Source organism: Rhabdaerophilum calidifontis (genome assembly GCF_008641065.1).
In the GTDB taxonomy this organism is placed as follows: Bacteria; Pseudomonadota; Alphaproteobacteria; order Rhizobiales; family Beijerinckiaceae; genus Rhabdaerophilum; species Rhabdaerophilum calidifontis.
The window spans coordinates 779,454-795,331 of record NZ_VTRS01000001.1 but is presented as its reverse complement, the minus strand read 5'-3'; the positions used below and the strand labels follow the sequence as shown (position 1 = coordinate 795,331).

The 15,878-nt window shown below is 68.1% G+C and carries 11 protein-coding genes; 4 read left to right on the top strand and 7 right to left on the bottom strand.

All coding sequences use genetic code 11. The features are described from left to right. Position 1: 1 nt before the first annotated feature. The 4 genes from metH to ettA form a co-directional block, all read right to left on the bottom strand. Positions 2-3,739, bottom strand: a complete 3,738-nt coding sequence (gene metH, locus FWJ24_RS03845) for a methionine synthase (RefSeq protein WP_150286430.1) — start codon at positions 3,737-3,739, stop codon at positions 2-4. A gap of 13 nt (positions 3,740-3,752) precedes the next feature. Beyond that, positions 3,753-4,661: a methylenetetrahydrofolate reductase [NAD(P)H] gene (metF, locus tag FWJ24_RS03840; protein WP_150286429.1), complete on the bottom strand. Its 909-nt coding sequence runs from the start codon at positions 4,659-4,661 to the stop codon at positions 3,753-3,755. After that, a complete protein-coding gene (locus FWJ24_RS03835) occupies positions 4,661-5,719 on the bottom strand; it encodes an ArsR/SmtB family transcription factor (RefSeq protein ID WP_425468890.1) in 1,059 nt (352 codons plus the stop codon). The genes metF and FWJ24_RS03835 overlap by 1 nt, the downstream gene beginning before the upstream one ends. Positions 5,720-5,950: 231 nt before the next feature. Continuing rightward, positions 5,951-7,603: an energy-dependent translational throttle protein EttA gene (gene ettA, locus FWJ24_RS03830; protein ID WP_150286428.1), complete on the bottom strand. Its 1,653-nt coding sequence runs from the start codon at positions 7,601-7,603 to the stop codon at positions 5,951-5,953. Between the two features lie 179 nt (positions 7,604-7,782). Here ettA and fliK point away from each other — a divergent pair, with 179 nt between their 5' ends. Together fliK and FWJ24_RS03820 are read left to right on the top strand one after the other, a co-directional pair. After that, on the top strand, positions 7,783-9,189 hold the full coding sequence (gene fliK / locus FWJ24_RS03825) for a flagellar hook-length control protein FliK (RefSeq protein ID WP_150286427.1): 1,407 nt from the start codon (positions 7,783-7,785) through the stop codon (positions 9,187-9,189). Then, positions 9,186-9,467 (top strand): EscU/YscU/HrcU family type III secretion system export apparatus switch protein, encoded by a 282-nt coding sequence (locus tag FWJ24_RS03820; RefSeq protein ID WP_150286426.1) that lies wholly within the window; start codon positions 9,186-9,188, stop codon positions 9,465-9,467. The genes fliK and FWJ24_RS03820 overlap by 4 nt, the downstream gene beginning before the upstream one ends. Before the next feature lie 3 nt (positions 9,468-9,470). Here the strand turns inward: FWJ24_RS03820 and FWJ24_RS03815 are convergent, their stop codons facing one another. Then, the gene (locus tag FWJ24_RS03815) at positions 9,471-9,896 is read right to left on the bottom strand and encodes a GlcG/HbpS family heme-binding protein (RefSeq protein ID WP_150286425.1); all 426 of its coding nucleotides are present in this window, start codon (positions 9,894-9,896) and stop codon (positions 9,471-9,473) included. A 234-nt stretch (positions 9,897-10,130) separates the two neighbouring features. On the opposite strand from FWJ24_RS03815, the gene FWJ24_RS03810 reads away from it, so the two are divergent. After that, entirely contained in the window at positions 10,131-11,861 is a 1,731-nt protein-coding gene (locus FWJ24_RS03810; RefSeq protein ID WP_150286424.1) for an ethylbenzene dehydrogenase-related protein, read from the top strand. A 13-nt stretch (positions 11,862-11,874) separates the two neighbouring features. Beyond that, entirely contained in the window at positions 11,875-12,972 is a 1,098-nt protein-coding gene (locus FWJ24_RS03805) for a 2Fe-2S iron-sulfur cluster-binding protein (RefSeq protein WP_150286423.1), read from the top strand. Between the two features lie 3 nt (positions 12,973-12,975). Here the strand turns inward: FWJ24_RS03805 and FWJ24_RS03800 are convergent, their stop codons facing one another. After that, complete coding sequence (locus FWJ24_RS03800; RefSeq protein ID WP_150286422.1) at positions 12,976-15,039, bottom strand: HAMP domain-containing protein; 2,064 nt, start codon at positions 15,037-15,039, stop codon at positions 12,976-12,978. Next, entirely contained in the window at positions 15,036-15,833 is a 798-nt protein-coding gene (locus FWJ24_RS03795) for a PstS family phosphate ABC transporter substrate-binding protein (RefSeq protein ID WP_150286421.1), read from the bottom strand. Before FWJ24_RS03795 ends, FWJ24_RS03800 begins: the two co-directional genes overlap by 4 nt. Between the last annotated feature and the right edge of the window lie 45 nt (positions 15,834-15,878).

The following is a 15,878-nucleotide window of genomic DNA, read 5'->3' as shown; positions in this document are numbered from 1 at the left end:
CTCACTCCGCCGCGACCACATAGGCCGCCGGATCGTAGTTGAGGATGGGCGCGAGCCAGCGCTCGACCTCCCGGATCTCCATGCCCTTGCGGGCGGCATAATCCTCGACCTGGTCGCGCTCCACCTTCGCCACCCCGAAATAATGGCTCTCGGGATGGCTGAAATAGAGCCCGGACACCGAAGCGCCCGGCCACATCGCGAAACTCTCGGTGAGCTTCACGCCGATGCGCCGCTCCGTCTGGAGCAGGTCGAAGAGCTGGCGCTTCTCGGTATGGTCGGGCTGGGCGGGGTAGCCCGGCGCCGGGCGGATGCCGGCATAAGGCTCGCCGATCAGCTCCTCCGGCGTGTAGCTTTCGGCGGCGCCATAGCCCCAGAACTCGCGGCGCACCCGCTCGTGCATCCGCTCGGCGAAGGCTTCCGCGAGCCGGTCTGCCAGCGCCTTGGCCATGATCGAGGAATAATCGTCGTTGCGGCCCTTGAGCTTGTCGGCGATGCGATCCTCGCCGATCCCGGCCGTGACGACGAAGGCGCCGAGCCAATCCGGCTTCACGCCCGCCGGCGCAACGAAATCGGACAGGCAGAGATTGGGCCGCCCGTCGCGCTTGGAAAGCTGCTGGCGCAACCCGTGGAAGGTGGTCAGCGTCTCGCTGCGGCTCTCGCCGGTATAAAGGCGGATATCGTCGCCCACAGCATTGGCCGGCCAGAAGCCGATCACCGCCTTGGCCTGGAACCAGCGCTCGTCGATGATGCGCCTGAGCATCGCCTGCGCATCCTCCCAGAGGCCACGCGCGGCCTCGCCCTGCTTCTCGTCCTCCAGGATGGCGGGAAACCGGCCCTTCAGCTCCCAGGTCTGGAAGAACGGCGTCCAGTCGATATAGCGGGCGATTTCGGCGAGATCGTAGGTCCGGAACACCCGCGTGCCGGTAAAGGTCGGCTTCGGCGGCGTGTAGCCGGCCCAATCGAGCTTCATCGCATTCTCGCGCGCCTTCGCCAGCGGCAGGCGCGCCTTGTCCGCCTCGGCGCGGGCATGGGCTTCGGCCACCTTGGCGTATTCGGCGCGGATCGTGGCGACGTAATTGTCGTTCATCTCCGGCGAGAGCAGCGAGGAGACGACGCCCACCGCGCGGCTGGCATCCGTGACATAGACCGTCTGCCCCCTGGAATAGGCCGGATGGATCTTCACCGCAGTGTGCACGCGGCTCGTCGTCGCGCCGCCGATCAGCAGCGGAATCGCGAACCCCTCGCGTTCCATCTCGCTCGCCACATGCACCATCTCGTCGAGCGAGGGGGTGATGAGGCCGGAAAGGCCGATGATGTCTACCTTTTCCTTGCGCGCAGTTTCGAGAATGGTCTGGCTCGGCACCATGACACCGAGATCGATGACCTCGTAATTGTTGCACTGGAGCACGACGCCGACGATGTTCTTGCCGATGTCGTGGACATCGCCCTTCACCGTCGCCATCAGCACCTTGCCGGCAGCCGGCATCTCGGCGAGGCCGGAGGCGCGCTTCTCCGCTTCCAGATAGGGCTGGAGATAGGCAACGGCCTGTTTCATCACCCGCGCCGATTTCACCACCTGCGGCAGGAACATCTTGCCGGCGCCGAACAGGTCGCCGACGACGTTCATCCCCGCCATCAGCGGCCCCTCGATCACATGCAGCGGCTTCTCGGCCTGAAGCCGCGCCTCCTCGGTGTCGATCTCGATGAACTCGGTGATGCCGTTGACGAGCGCATGCTCCAGCCGCTTCTCCACCGGCGCATCGCGCCAGGCGAGATCGGCGGTGCGGGCCTGCGCCTGACCGTCGCCCTTGAAGCGCGACGCCGCTTCGAGCAGCCGCTCGGTCGCGTCCTTGCGGCGGTTGAGGACCACGTCCTCGCAGAGTTCGCGCAGCTCGGGATCGAGATTGTCATAAACCGCGAGCTGGCCCGCATTCACGATCCCCATATCCATGCCGACCTTGATCGCATGGTAGAGAAACACGCAATGCATCGCCTCGCGCACCGGCTCGTTGCCGCGGAACGAGAAGGAGAGGTTCGAGACGCCGCCCGAGATATGGGCATGCGGCAGGTTCTCGCGGATGAACCGCGTCGCGTCGATGAAATCGACGCCGTAATTGTCGTGCTCCTCGATGCCGGTCGCGACCGCGAAAACGTTCGGATCGAAGATGATGTCCTCGGGCGGAAAACCGACCTGCTCGGTGAGGATGCGATAGGCGCGCGCGCAGATCTCGGCCTTGCGCTGGTAGGTATCGGCCTGCCCCTTCTCGTCGAAGGCCATCACCACCACCGCCGCGCCATAGGCGCGCACGGTCCGGGCCTGCTCGATGAACTTCGCCTCGCCCTCCTTCATCGAGATCGAGTTCACGATCCCCTTGCCCTGGATGCATTTCAGGCCCGCTTCGATGATCTCGAATTTCGAGGAATCGATCATCACCGGCACGCGGGCGATGTCCGGCTCGGCAGCGATGAGGTTGAGGAACTCGACCATCGCCCGCTCGGAATCGAGCAGGCCTTCGTCCATGTTGATATCGATGACCTGCGCACCATTCGCGACCTGGTCGCGGGCCACGTCGAGCGCATCTGCGAGCCGGCCCTCGCTGATCATCTTGCGGAAGCGCGCCGAGCCGGTGACATTGGTACGCTCGCCGACATTGACGAACGGGATGGTCTCGTCGAGCACGAAAGGCTCGAGCCCGGAAAGCCGCAGCAGCGGCCGGATCTCGGGAAGGGCGCGCGGCGCCTTGCCGGCCACAGCCCCGGCGATCGCACGGATATGCGCGGGCGTGGTGCCGCAGCAGCCGCCGACGATATTGACGAGCCCGCTCTCGGCGAATTCGCCGATCAGCGCCGCCGTTGCCTCCGGGCTCTCGTCATAGAGGCCGAATTCGTTGGGCAGGCCGGCATTGGGATAGGCGCAGACGAAAGTGTCCGCAACCCGGGCGATCTCGGCGAGATGCGCGCGCATCTCGCGGGCGCCGAGCGCGCAATTGAGCCCGATCGAGAACGGCTCGGCATGGCGCAGCGAATGCCAGAACGCCGTCGGTGTCTGGCCGGAAAGCGTCCGGCCGGAGAGGTCGGTGATCGTCCCGGAGATCATCACCGGCAGGGCGTTGCCGGTCTCCGCGAACAGCCGCTTGGCCGCGAAAACCGCCGCCTTGGCGTTGAGCGTGTCGAAGATCGTCTCGATGAGGATGAGTTCGGCGCCGCCATCGATGAGGCCGCGGATCTGCTCGCCATAGGCCACCGCGAGATCGTCGAAGGTCACGGCGCGGAAGCCGGGATTGTTGACATCGGGCGAGATCGAGGCGGTGCGGTTGGTCGGGCCCACCGCGCCGGCAACGAAGCGCCGCCGGCCATCCACCTCTGCCGCCTGCGCGGCAGCCTCCCGCGCGAGGCGCGCCCCCTCGCGGTTCAGTTCATAGGCGAGCGCCTCCATGCCGTAATCGGCCTGGGCGATCGAGGTCGAGGAGAAGGTGTTGGTCTCGACGATATCCGCGCCGGCGAGGAAATATTCGCGATGGATGGCGCGGATCGCATCGGGCTGGGTGAGGATCAGGAGGTCGTTGTTGCCCTTGAGCGGATGGTTCCAGCTCCGGAACCGCTCGGCCCGGAAATCCTCCTCGGAGAGCTTGAGATTCTGGATCTCGGTGCCCATCGCGCCGTCGAGCACGAGGATGCGCGCGCGGGCGGCGGCTTCGAGCGCGGCGCGGATTTCGGCGCCATCGGCGGTGAAGGTCATGCTCGTCTCCCGCTCACGCCGCGAGCGCCGCGGGCCGGGGCCGCATCCCCAGCATATGGCAGATGGCGAAGACGAGATCGGCCCGGTTCATCGTGTAGAAATGGAACTCGGACACGCCGCGGTCGAGCAGGTCGAAAACCTGTTCCACCGCCACCGCCGCCGCGACGAGGCGTCGGGTCTCGACATCCTCGTCAAGCCCCTCGAAGCGCTGGGCGAGCCAGGCCGGCACCTCGGTGCCGCAGCGGGCAGCGAAGCTTGCAGCCTGTCTGAAATTCTGCACCGGCAGGATCCCCGGCACGATCTCGATGCCGATCCCCGCCTTCCGCACGCGGTCGAGATAGCGGAAATAATGGTCGTTATCGAAGAAGAACTGTGTGATCGCCCGCGTCGCGCCGGCATCGACCTTGCGCTTCAGCAGGTCGATCTCCGCCTCGACCGACGGACTGTCGGGATGCTTCTCGGGATAGGCGGAGACCGCCACCTCGAAATCGCCGATGCGCCGGATGCCGGCCACCAGATCGGCCGAGCCCTGGTAGCCCTCGGGATGCGGTGCGAAAGCGGCGCCGATCCCCTCCACCGGGTCGCCGCGCAGCGCGACGATGTGCCGGACACCGATCTCCCAGTAATCGCGGATGATGGCGTCGGTCTCGGCCTTGGTCGCCGCGACGCAGGTCAGATGCGCGGCCGGCTTGAGGCCGGTCTCGTCGAGGATGCGTTTCACCGTCTGGTGCGTGCGCTCGCGCGTCGAGCCGCCGGCGCCATAGGTCACCGAGACGAAGCGCGGCGCAAGCGGCGCCAGCCGCTCGATCGAGGCCCAGAGCGTCGCGGCCATCGCCTCGTTCTTCGGCGGGAAGAACTCGAAGGAGATGCCGAGCGGCAACGTGTCCGGGCGGCGGCTCGAGCGGACGGGAAAGGCGTTCATCACGCAACCTCGCGATGGGGGGACGAAGAACCGGGGACGGCACGCAGCGGGAAATCCCCCTCGATCCGGGTGTCGCGGCCGAGCCAGAGCGAGACGGCGAGCTTGGCCTCGGCATCGGGTCCGGGGCGCAGCAGCCGGCTGGCCTCGCCCGCGAGCCCGGCCTCGGCGAGGAAGGATTCGATCTCCGCCGGCGAGAAGCCGAGCCGGCGATGGGCATGGCGCTCGCGCAACGCCTCCTCCTGATGCGGCGCGAGATCGACGATCAGCAGCCGCCCGCCGGGCCTGAGCGCCCGCGCGGCCTCGCGCACGGCGCGGGCCGGATCGTCGAGATAATGCAGCACCTGATGCAGGATCACGAGATCGAAGCGCTGGAGATCCGGCGGCAGGGCATAGGCGTCGCCCTGCCGGAGCTGGACATGCTTGAGGCCAGCCGCATCGAGATTGACGCGCGCGACCGCGAGCATCGCCGGGCTGACATCGAGCCCCACCGCGCGGGAAGCCCCCGGCGCCAGCATTTCGAGCATCCGCCCGGTGCCCGTGCCGAGATCGAGCACCGCCCCGGCAGGTTCGCCGCCGAGCAGAGCGAGGATGGCCGCCTCGACCTCGGCCTCCGGCACATGCAGCGCGCGGATGCGGTTCCAATCCGCCGCATGCGCCGCGAAATAGGCGGCGGCATGGCTCCTGCGCTCGGCGCGCACCGCCTCGAGCCGCCGCCGGTCGCCGGCGAGGATATCATCCGCCGGATCGAGCGCCGCGACGATCCCGGCGCGCAGCGCCTGCGCCACCGGCTTCTCGGCGAAGCGGAAGAAGGCCCAGGCGCCCTCGCGATGGCGGTCCACCAGCCCGGCCTCGACCAAGAGCTTGAGATGCCGCGAGACGCGCGGCTGCGATTGACCGAGAATGGTCATCAATTCCGTGACGGTCAGCTCCCCGTCGGCAAGCAGCGCGAGAATCCTGAGGCGGGTCGCCTCCCCGGCGGCTTCGAGCGCGGCGAGCATGGCGCCGAAGCCGAAGTCGCCCGGCCCGGCCTGGGGCTCCGGGAGAACAGCATCATGCATGGAGGCGGCCCTGGAAAACGACATAAAGATATGTTTATGTCATTCTATCTGGCAATGCAAGCCTCTTGGATGCAAGCCGTCTGGCGGAGCGACGAACGCGGGGAGACGATCACTTCCGGATTCCATCTCCACAGAAGAGGTAGGCCGGACGCGCGGCTTCGCCTTGGGCCTGACTAGGGATACCCTGACAGACCCGGCATGACATTGTGCAACGGATCGGCTTTCGCCGGCTTACCTTGCGAACTTGCGATACTTGATGCGCTTCGGCTCCACGGCATCCGCCCCCAGCCGCCGTTTCTTGTCCTCGATGTAATCCGAGAACGAGCCCTCGAACCATTCGACATGGCTGTCGCCCTCGAAGGCGAGGATATGCGTCGCGATGCGGTCAAGAAACCAGCGGTCATGGCTGATGATGACGGCGCAGCCGGCATAATCCTCGAGCGCCTCTTCCAGCGCGCGGAGCGTATCGACATCGAGATCGTTGGTGGGCTCGTCGAGCAGCAGCACATTCGCGCCGGATTTGAGCATCTTGGCAAGATGCACGCGGTTGCGCTCGCCGCCCGAGAGCATGCCGACCTTCTTCTCCTGATCGCCGCCCTTGAAGTTGAAGGCGCCGCAATAGGCGCGGGAATGCATCTGCTTCTTGCCGAGATAGATCACCTCCGCGCCGCCGGAGATTTCCTCCCAAACGGTCTTCTTGTCGTCGAGCGCGTCGCGGGACTGGTCGACATAGCCGAGCTTGACCGAATCCCCGATCCGGATCGTGCCGCCATCGGGTTTCTCCGCGCCGGTGATCATGCGAAACAGCGTCGTCTTGCCGGCGCCGTTCGGCCCGATCACGCCGACAATACCACCGGGAGGCAGCTTGAACGACAGATCCTCGATCAGGAGCTTGTCCTGGAAGCCCTTGTTGAGATGCTCGAAATCGATGACGTTGCCGCCGAGCCGCTCGGCGATCGGGATGATGATCTGCGCGGTATCCGGCGCCTTCTCCGCGGCCTTGGCGACAAGCTCCTCGTAGCGCTGGATGCGCGCCTTGTTCTTGGCCTGCCGCGCCTTGGGCGAGGCCGCGACCCATTCCTGCTCGCGCGCCATGGTGCGCTGGCGGGCGGCATCCTCGCGGCCTTCCTGCTCGAGCCGCTTCTGCTTCTGCTGGAGCCAGGAAGAATAATTGCCCTCGTAGGGAATGCCCCGGCCGCGATCGAGTTCGAGGATCCAGCCGGTCACGTTGTCGAGGAAGTAGCGGTCATGGGTGACGATCAGGATCGCGCCCGGATATTCGCGTAGGTGCGCCTCGAGCCAGTTCACGGTCTCGGCGTCGAGATGGTTGGTCGGCTCGTCGAGCAGCAGCAGTTCCGGCGCCTCCAGCAGCAGCCTGCAGAGCGCGACCCGGCGCTTCTCGCCGCCGGAGAGCTTGTCCACGGCCCAATCGTCCGGCGGGCAGCGCAGGGCGTCCATCGCCTGATCGACCTTGGAATCGAGGTCCCACAGGTTCTGGCTGTCGATCATGTCCTGGAGCTTCGCCGCCTCCTCGGCGGTCTCGTCGGAATAATCGGCCATCAGCGCGTTGTAGCGGTCGAGGATCGCCTGCTTTGCCGCGACGCCGAGCTTCACGTTCTCCCGGACATTGAGGCTGTTGTCGAGCTGCGGCTCCTGCGGCAGGTAGCCGACGCGCGCGCCCTCCGCCACCCAACCCTCGCCGGTCCATTCCTTGTCGATCCCGGCCATGATCTTGAGCAGGGTCGATTTACCGGCGCCGTTGACGCCGAGCACGCCGATCTTGGCGTCCGGGTAGAAGGAGAGGTGGATGTTGTCGAGCACCTTCTTGCCGCCCGGATAGACCTTGGTCAGGCCGCGCATGTGGTAGATGAACTGACGGGACATCGTGCCTCGCGAACAGGGATCGGGGCGCCCTCCGGCGCCGGAAAGGGGGGACGGCGGGGGTTGTAGGCGAGCGGGCCGGCAACCGCAATGCCATGCGGCGCTTTTCGCCACCGCGCGCAACGAAGCCGAAACGCTTGCCGTGGCAGGATGCGCCATCCTTCATCCGGGCATCACGGGCCATGCCGATATCCGCCATCACCCTCGCCAAGATCCAGGAATTGAAGGCGGAGAGCCTCACCGCCTTCATGTCCGCGGTCGAGCCGGTGGAGGGCGCGGCGCGGCTCAACGCCCGCGCCGGGGATACGCCGCAGGGCAGCCTGCAATCCGCCGCCGCCGCGATCCGCGCGGTGATCGTCACGCCGCCCGAGAACGGCGTCGCGCGGGTGATGATCGCCGGCGGGCTCGTCGATGTGATGCTGCCGCCGGATCTGCTGCGCCAGGGGCTTGCCAATCCGGCGCTGTTGCGGGCGGGCGCGTCGCTCGCCTTGCCTGCCGATATTCCCGCCCGCCCGGTGCCGGGTCCGGCGACCATGGTCAACGTGCAGGCGCAGAGCCAGCCCGCGGGGCCCAGCGTCGGCCCGGCCCCGCAATTCGCCGGCGCCTTCCCGCATGGAACGCTCGGTGCCGCGATCGCGCGGCTCGCCGGCATCGCCTTCCCCCAGGGCGAGCCGGCCGGAGCCGCGATTCCCGCGCGCGGCAAGGCCGCGCCGGCGCTGCGGCCCGGGCTCATCGCGCGGCCTGTGCTGCCCGAGATCGCCGAGGCCGTGCAGCGCGGCGCCGCCCGCCAGATCCCGCTCGGCGCCGCGATCGAGGCGCTGCTCGCCGCATCGGAGGGCGAAACCAGTCTACCGCCGTCGCTCGCCGCCGCCTTGCGGGCGCTGGCCGCCGGGCGCGCGCTTCCGCATGCCTTGGGCCATGCCGAAGGGCTCGAACGCGCGATCCGCGCCTCCGGCCTGTTCCTCGAGGGCGCGCTGGCTCGGGGCGAAGCGCCGGCGGATCTCAAGAGCCAGCTCCTGCGCCTGCGTGCCGAGGCCGCGCGGAACCCCGAGCACGCCCGCGCAGCCGAGATGCTGCGCGCGGCGGACGGCGCCCTCGAGCGCGTGAAGCTGATGCAGCTCGCCTCGCTCCCCGAACATCCCGAGATCCGCCTGACCGACGAGCGCGGTGCGCCGCTGCGGCTCGCGCTCCAGATCCCGCTCGCGACGCAAGGGCACGAGCGGCCGCAGACCGCGATGCTCGGGCTCGTGATCGAGCACAACCCGTTCGCGGCGGAGCCGCCCGCCTACGCGGTCGAAAACGAAGGCAACACCGAGGCCGAGGAAGGCTTTCCGTGGAAGATCCGCGTCGCGCTCGACCTTGAGGAGACCGGACCCGTCCAGGCCGAGATCGCGCTGCGCGGTCAGGCAGTGGCGGTGACGCTCTGGGCCGAGCGCCCGGCGACCGCCGGCACCGCGCGCGCGGAGATCGGCGCGCTCCACGCTGCCCTGACCGACGCCGCCTTCGAGGTGACACGGCTCGATGTCAGGGACGGCATGCCGCTGAGCCGCCCGGCGCGCCACGCGCCGATGCTGGACCGCCGGACATGACAAAACCCGAGCAGCAGCGCCTCGCGGTCGCGCTCCGCTACGATTTCGGCGACGGCGCCCCGATCGTCACCGCCAAGGGGCGCGGCGAGGTGGCCGAGCGGATCATCGCCACCGCGGCCGAACACGATATCGCCATCGAGAAGAACCCGGTTCTCGCCACCGCCCTGTCGCAGGTCGAGCTTGAGACCGAGATCCCGGTCCCGCTCTACAAGGCCGTCGCCGAGGTGATCGGCTTCGTGCTCCGCACCGGCCGGCTCCAGCGGCCGGTGCGGGAATAACGGCTATGCGCCGGGATCGGCGGTGAGGCCGGCGGCCTCGATGCCTGCAACCGCGGCCGCCTCGTCGTTGTCGGACGTGTCGCCCGAGATCCCGACCGCGCCGATCACGGCGCCGTTCTCGCGGATGAGCACGCCGCCCGGAACCGGGACCAGCGCGCCATCGGCGACATGCATGACCGACTGGATGAAGAGCGGCCGCTCCATCGCCATCTTCATCAGGCTCCGCGAGCCGACCCCCGCCGCCAGCGCGCCATGCGCCTTGCCATAGGCGACCTCCGCGCGCTTGAGCGGGGTTCCGTCTTCGGTTAATACAACCTTTCGTTGTGCGCGCGCGTCGAGAACAACGATGGAGAGCGGCTTGAACCCGCGCTCGCGGGCAAAGGTCAGGGCGGTGTCGGCGATTTTTCTGGCCTGGGCGAAGGTGGTCATGAGCCTCTCCGGAACGGGAACCCGCCGCGTTCTAGCGGCGCCGGCGCCTCCTGTCAGCCGCCGCGCGGCGGAACGCACAGGCGATGCAACCCTGCGGCGCGGCGCACACGCGGGAACAGTGCATCGCGTTAACCATGATGATTCATCAACGGGGACGAATTCCGTGGGATCGGAACGTCATTTTGGCTAAATTGCGCCTTAACGGTTCATTTACCCTAACAGGGGGGGGCGATCATGGTGCAGCCAGATATCGAAGCTGGAGCAGATGGGGCCGAACCGTCCCGAGGGCGGCCCCGTCTGCCGCGAACGGATCTCGGCACCTTCCTGCTGCATTGGAGCATGGCGATCGCCATGGTCCTGGCGATGATCACCGGCTTCCGCATCGCATGGGACGGCGCCAATGCCGTGTTCTCGCGCCTTGTCGCGCCGATTCTGCTCCAGGGCGATGTCTGGACCATCCATTTCTACGCGGCGCTGACGATGTTCGGGCTGGCGAGCGCGTATCTCGTCTATCTCAACCGCGCCGCGCTCACGGGCCGCAACGCGCTGGCGCGGCTCCGCCTTCTGGTCGTCGAGGCGCCGGCGCGGCTGAAATGGCAAGCCTTCAATGTCTCGATGCATTGGGGCTTCTATCTGCTCACGCTCGCGATGATGGCCACCGGCATCCTGCTCTATCTCGGCTGGGGCGGGCTGGTGGTGGATATCCATGCCGCCCTGGCGATCGCGCTCGTCGCCTATCTCGTGATCCATATCGTCGGGCATTTCATGCAGGGCGGCTGGCAACAGCTCCTGCGCATCTTCCTGCCCGCACGGCTGGTCGCCGGGCCGCTCGCGAAACCCCGCCCGCTTCTCGCCGCGCTCGCGATCGGCGCCATCGCCTCCATCGCCATCGCCGCGATGGATCTCGGCACGCGCGACCGGCTCGTCGCGCCGAAGATCGCGGTGGCGCCGGTGCTCGACGGCGAACTCGACGATCCCGCCTGGAAAGGCATGGTGCCGGCGCGGGTGCGGACCCAGCAGGGCTTCAACCTTGCGGGCGGGCGCGGCGAATCCCTGGTCGAGATCCGCGCCGCCCATGACGGCGACACGATCTATTTCGCCTTCCGCTGGCAGGATCCGACGCGGTCGCTGAAGCGCCTGCCGGTGATCAAGCGCGCGGATGGCTGGCACCTGCTGCACAACCACGCCGACATCGCCGACGAGAGCGCCTATTACGAGGACAAGTTCGCGGTGCTCTTCGCCCGCACGGATGCCTTCGGCGGCGGCGTGACGCATCTGGGACCCAAACCGCTCGATACCCTTCCCGGCGCGCTCAACGGCCGCGGGCTCCATTACACAACCGATGGTTCCTATGCCGATATGTGGCAATGGAAAGCCTCCCGCGGCGGCCATCTCGGCAAGGTGGACGACATGCATTTCGGCCCGCCCTATCCCGCCAATGCCCGCCAGCAGGCGGGAACGGAACGCTATTCAGCCGGCTATCTCCAGGATCCCGGCAAGGCGTTCTACGCCTACAATTACAAGGGCGAACCGCCCGGCGGCTATCGCGGCCCCGTCACCGTGCCGCGCCTGCCGAAGGATTATCGCGCCATCGTCGCGCGGATGGGAACGATCAACCTCGACGTCAATGTCAGCGACGACGAGGGCGCCCAATGGTGGATGTTCGAGGCCGAAACGCTGCCCTATTCCGCCGAGCTGGATGCCGCCATTCCCGTCGGCACCGTGCTGCCCGGCGTCATCATCGGCGGAACCTACGAGGGCGACCGCGCCGACGTGAGCGCCGCGCCGAAATGGAAGGATGGCTGGTGGACGCTGGAGGCGAAGCGCTCCCTCAAGGGCAGTGGCTCGAAATTCGACATCGACTTCACCGAGGGCAAACCGGTCTATCTCTGGGTTTCGGTCTTCGACCACAACCAGACGCGCCATACCCGCCATGTGCGGGGGGTGCGGCTCGACATCCGCTGACGGAGCGGATGCCATGAGTGGAAAGCGCAACCTCACCATCAATGGCCGCACGATCCAGGCCAGCCCCGGCGCGACTCTGATCGAGGCCGCGCTGGAGGCGGGCATCGTCATCCCGCAGGATTGCTGCACCGGCCAGTGCGAGACCTGCCGCGTCACGCTTCGCGGCGGCACCGTCGACGCCGCCGGCACCGAGGAAGACGGCACCATCCTCGCCTGCCAGGCGCGCGTGAGCGGCGATGCCGAGATCGGCTTCGAACCGGTGCCTCTCGCGATGAAGACCGGCGGCACCGTCACCGCGATCCGCAATCTCGGCGGGGAGATCCTGGAGATCACGGTGGAGACCAGCAAATCCGTGCCCTATCTCCCCGGCCAATACATGAAGGTCGCCTTCGCCGGGTTTCCGGAGCGCGATTACAGTCCGACGCTGACGCTGGACGGGCTGCGCGAGATCAACCAGCTCATCTTCCATATCCGCCAGATGGATGACGGCATCGTCTCCTCGGCGCTTGGCGGGCGCATCGCGCCGGGACGCAAGGTCCGCGTGCGCGGGCCGTTCGGCAACGCCTATCTCCGCCAGGGCGAGGGGCGGATCGTGCTCGTCTCCTCCGGCACCGGCTTCGCGCCGAACTGGTCGATCGCGGTCGCCGCACGGCTCGGCCAGCCGCACCGGCCGCTGCATGTGATCGCCTCGACGCGCGACCCGCGCAACCTCTACATGCGCCCGGCGTTCGATTGGCTCGCCCGCCACGGCGCGGCGGAGGCCATTCTCACCGCTTCCGGTGCCACCCCGCTGCCGCCGGCCCGCACCGGCCGCGCCATCGAGCATCTACCCGCGCTGCGGCCGGGTGACACGGTCTATGCCGCCGGCTCCGGCGAGATGGTGGCGAGCATCAAGGCGCTCGCCCGCGCGGCGGGGGCGGCCTGCTATGCCGATCCGTTCCTGCCCTCGGGCAACGACATGCCGCTGGGGATGAAGATCGTCCGCTTCCTGACCGGCAACCGGCCGAAGCCCTCGCCGGTCCATGCCCAGATCGAGAGCCTGGCGGCGGGGCTCGCCGAACCGGCGCCGGCCGGCGAGGCGTTGCGGCGCGACGCCGCCGCGCGGCGCTGAGCCTCAGGCCACGACATCGCGCACGAAGGCGCGCACGCTGCCATCGATCGCGCGGGCATCATCGGCGATGCGCCGCGCCGTGGCGACGAAATCGGCCGAGACCTCCTGCGCGCTCGCGAGATTGCTGCGGAGCTGATCGACCGAATCCGCGAGCGCAAGCAGCGCGCTGGCTGAATGGCCGAGCCCATCGGCGATCTCCTTCGTTGCCGCGTCCTGCTCCTCGATCGCGACCGAGATCTCCTTGGCCTCGCGCAGCGCGACGCCGAGATCGTCCTTGACGGCGCCGATCGCGTCGACCGCGCCATCCGCCACCGCGCCGAGCCGGCCGAGCGCCTGCGTCACGAGTTCCGAAGCCTCGCCCGCACGCTGGGCGAGCGCGCCGATCGTCTCCGAGAGCGGAGAATAGCCGCCCTCGCCTGCACCGCCCGCCATCGCCTCCATCGCGGCGCGCAGGCCGATCCGCGCGATGTCGGCGGTCAGCGATTGCACGACATTCATTGCGTCCTCCGCGCCACGCGCGGCACTCGTGACTTCGCCGAGCCGATCCTCGACCTGCCGGGCGCGGCTCTCGCCCTGATGCATGACGCCCGAGGTGGTGCGCACGCGCCGGGCGATCTCCCGGATCGTCTTCGACATTTCGCGCGTGGTTCGGCTGACGGCGGTGGCGCGCGTCGCCGTCGCCCTCGAGGCATGGCGGATCGTCTCGACCTGGGCCTCGGCGCGCCGGGCCGCCTCGTCGAGCGCGGCATTGGTCTCGCCGAGCGCGCGCACGGTATCGGTGATGTCCTTCATCACCACGGCCATGCTATCCTCGAAGCGCCCGACGGCGGCGTCGAGCACCAGCCGGCGCTGGTTGATGGCGTCGATCCGCACCATTTCCTGGCGCATGCGGTCGCGCTCGGCGAGCGCCACCTGCATCGAGGCCACGGCGCGCGCGATCTGCCCAACCTCGTCGAGCCGCCCGGTATGCCGGACCTCGACGCGCCATTCGCCGCCGGCGACGCCGTTGACCGCCTGCGTGATCTCCGAAAGCGGCCGCGTCAGATGCCGTCCGAGGCCGACGAGCAGCAAGAGGATGATCAGCATCGACAGCCCGCCGATCGAGAACAGCGTCTGGCGCGTGCGCTCGAACTGCGCGCGGCCGATCTCCAGGATCTCGTTGCGGAAGCGCTGAACCTCGTCGAGCCGATGCACGACGCAGATCCTGAGCAAGGGAAAGGTCTCGCGGCAGCGCCCGACCGAGGCGAGATCCGGCACCCCGAGCAGCCCGTCCGCCCCCGCCGGCGTGAACTGGAGCAGATCCGCATCCGAGCCGGCGATCGAGATCACACGCATTCCGACAACCAGCGCCACGACCGATTTCGTGATATCGGCGAATTCGAGCAGCCGCGGCTCGCTGCGCTCGAAGACGCGAAACCCGATCAGCAGCGCCACCGGCTCGCCGAAATCATCGAAGACAGGCAACGCCACCAGGGCGCCGTATTCGTCCTGGACCGGCGAAATCAGCATCGCCGCGAGCGCCGGATCGAACAGCCCGACATGGCGGAACGCCACCGGAGCGGCAGGATCGGCATTGCGCAGCAACGCCGAAAAGCTCTGCCGGAACTCGTGCAGCTCCAGCGCCCGGCTGGCCGCGACCAGTTCGGCGCCGGTCTTGTCGGAGCCCAGCACGTTGAGTTCGGCATCCAGCACCAGCGCGCCCGTGAACCCGGCGCGCACGATCTGCTTGCCGATCTCCTCGGCGATGGCAACATCGTTGCGGTGGCGGATCGCGGCCTGCGTCGTCCGGAACCCCGCGACCGCGCGCAGCGAATCCTCGAGCCCCTGAACCATCCCGATCAGCCGATATTGCACCAGCCCGATCTCGGCATCCATGCGCTCGGCGGTCTTCTGGCGGGCGAGCACCTCCACCGTCGCACCCTCGGCATCGAGCTGCGATTCCATCTCGCTCAACGTAACGCCGAGCAGGGCCGCGAAGCCGAATCCGGCCGCGAGAACGACATAGAGCGCCCAGCGAAAGGCGATGGAGCGCCCGAAGGGCCGGATAAGACGCTGGATCAGGTTCATCTCCGGACGGGTCTGCCGCCGGCCTCTCTGATGATCGCCTGCGCCTTCTGCGCGTTGAAATAGCGGATGAAATCGCGGATCTCGTCGTCGATCCGCTCCGGCATATAGACCAGCGCCAGCGTGACGATCGCCGGATAGCCGGGGTCGAGCGGCCGCCGGCCATCGACCCGCACCACCGGCATCGTCGCTGCGGCGGCGCTGGAATAGGGGCCGAAGCCGATGGCGCCGGCATTCTCGCGGATCGAATCGAACGCCTCCTGCGTCGTCAGCGCAAGCTTGGAACGGGCGGTGATCTTCACGTCGCGGAAGTCGGGAAACGCGGTCCGCAGAACCTGGAGGGTCGAATCCGCCTCCTCGCGCCGCACGATGCGGATCTTCAGCGGCGGACCGCCAAACGGCGCCCATTCGCTCTCTTTGCCGGAGAAGATCGCGGCGAGCTGGGCGGAGGTGAGGCCGATCTCCCCGACACCGGGATGGACATAGAAGGCGGAGGGAATCTCGAAGATCGGCACCGAGACGAGGCCGCTCTGCGTCTCGGCCGCGGTCAGCGGCCGCGCCACCCGGCCGAGACGTTCCCGGCCGGTGCCCACCGCCGCAATCGCGCCGCCCGAACCGATGCTCGGCGGCACCAGGATCTTCGTGCCCGGATGCTCCGTCGTGTAGGCGGCTGCCACGGCGCGCAGGATTTCGAGCCCGTCGCCGGTTCCGACGACATTAATCTCGCCGGCGCGCGGCGCCGCAAGGCCTCCGAACAGCCCCGCGATCAGCACCGGAATGAGGAAAAGCACGCGCATGTCGATCCGTCCGCACGAGGATCCGCTTCAACCATCCTAGTGCGG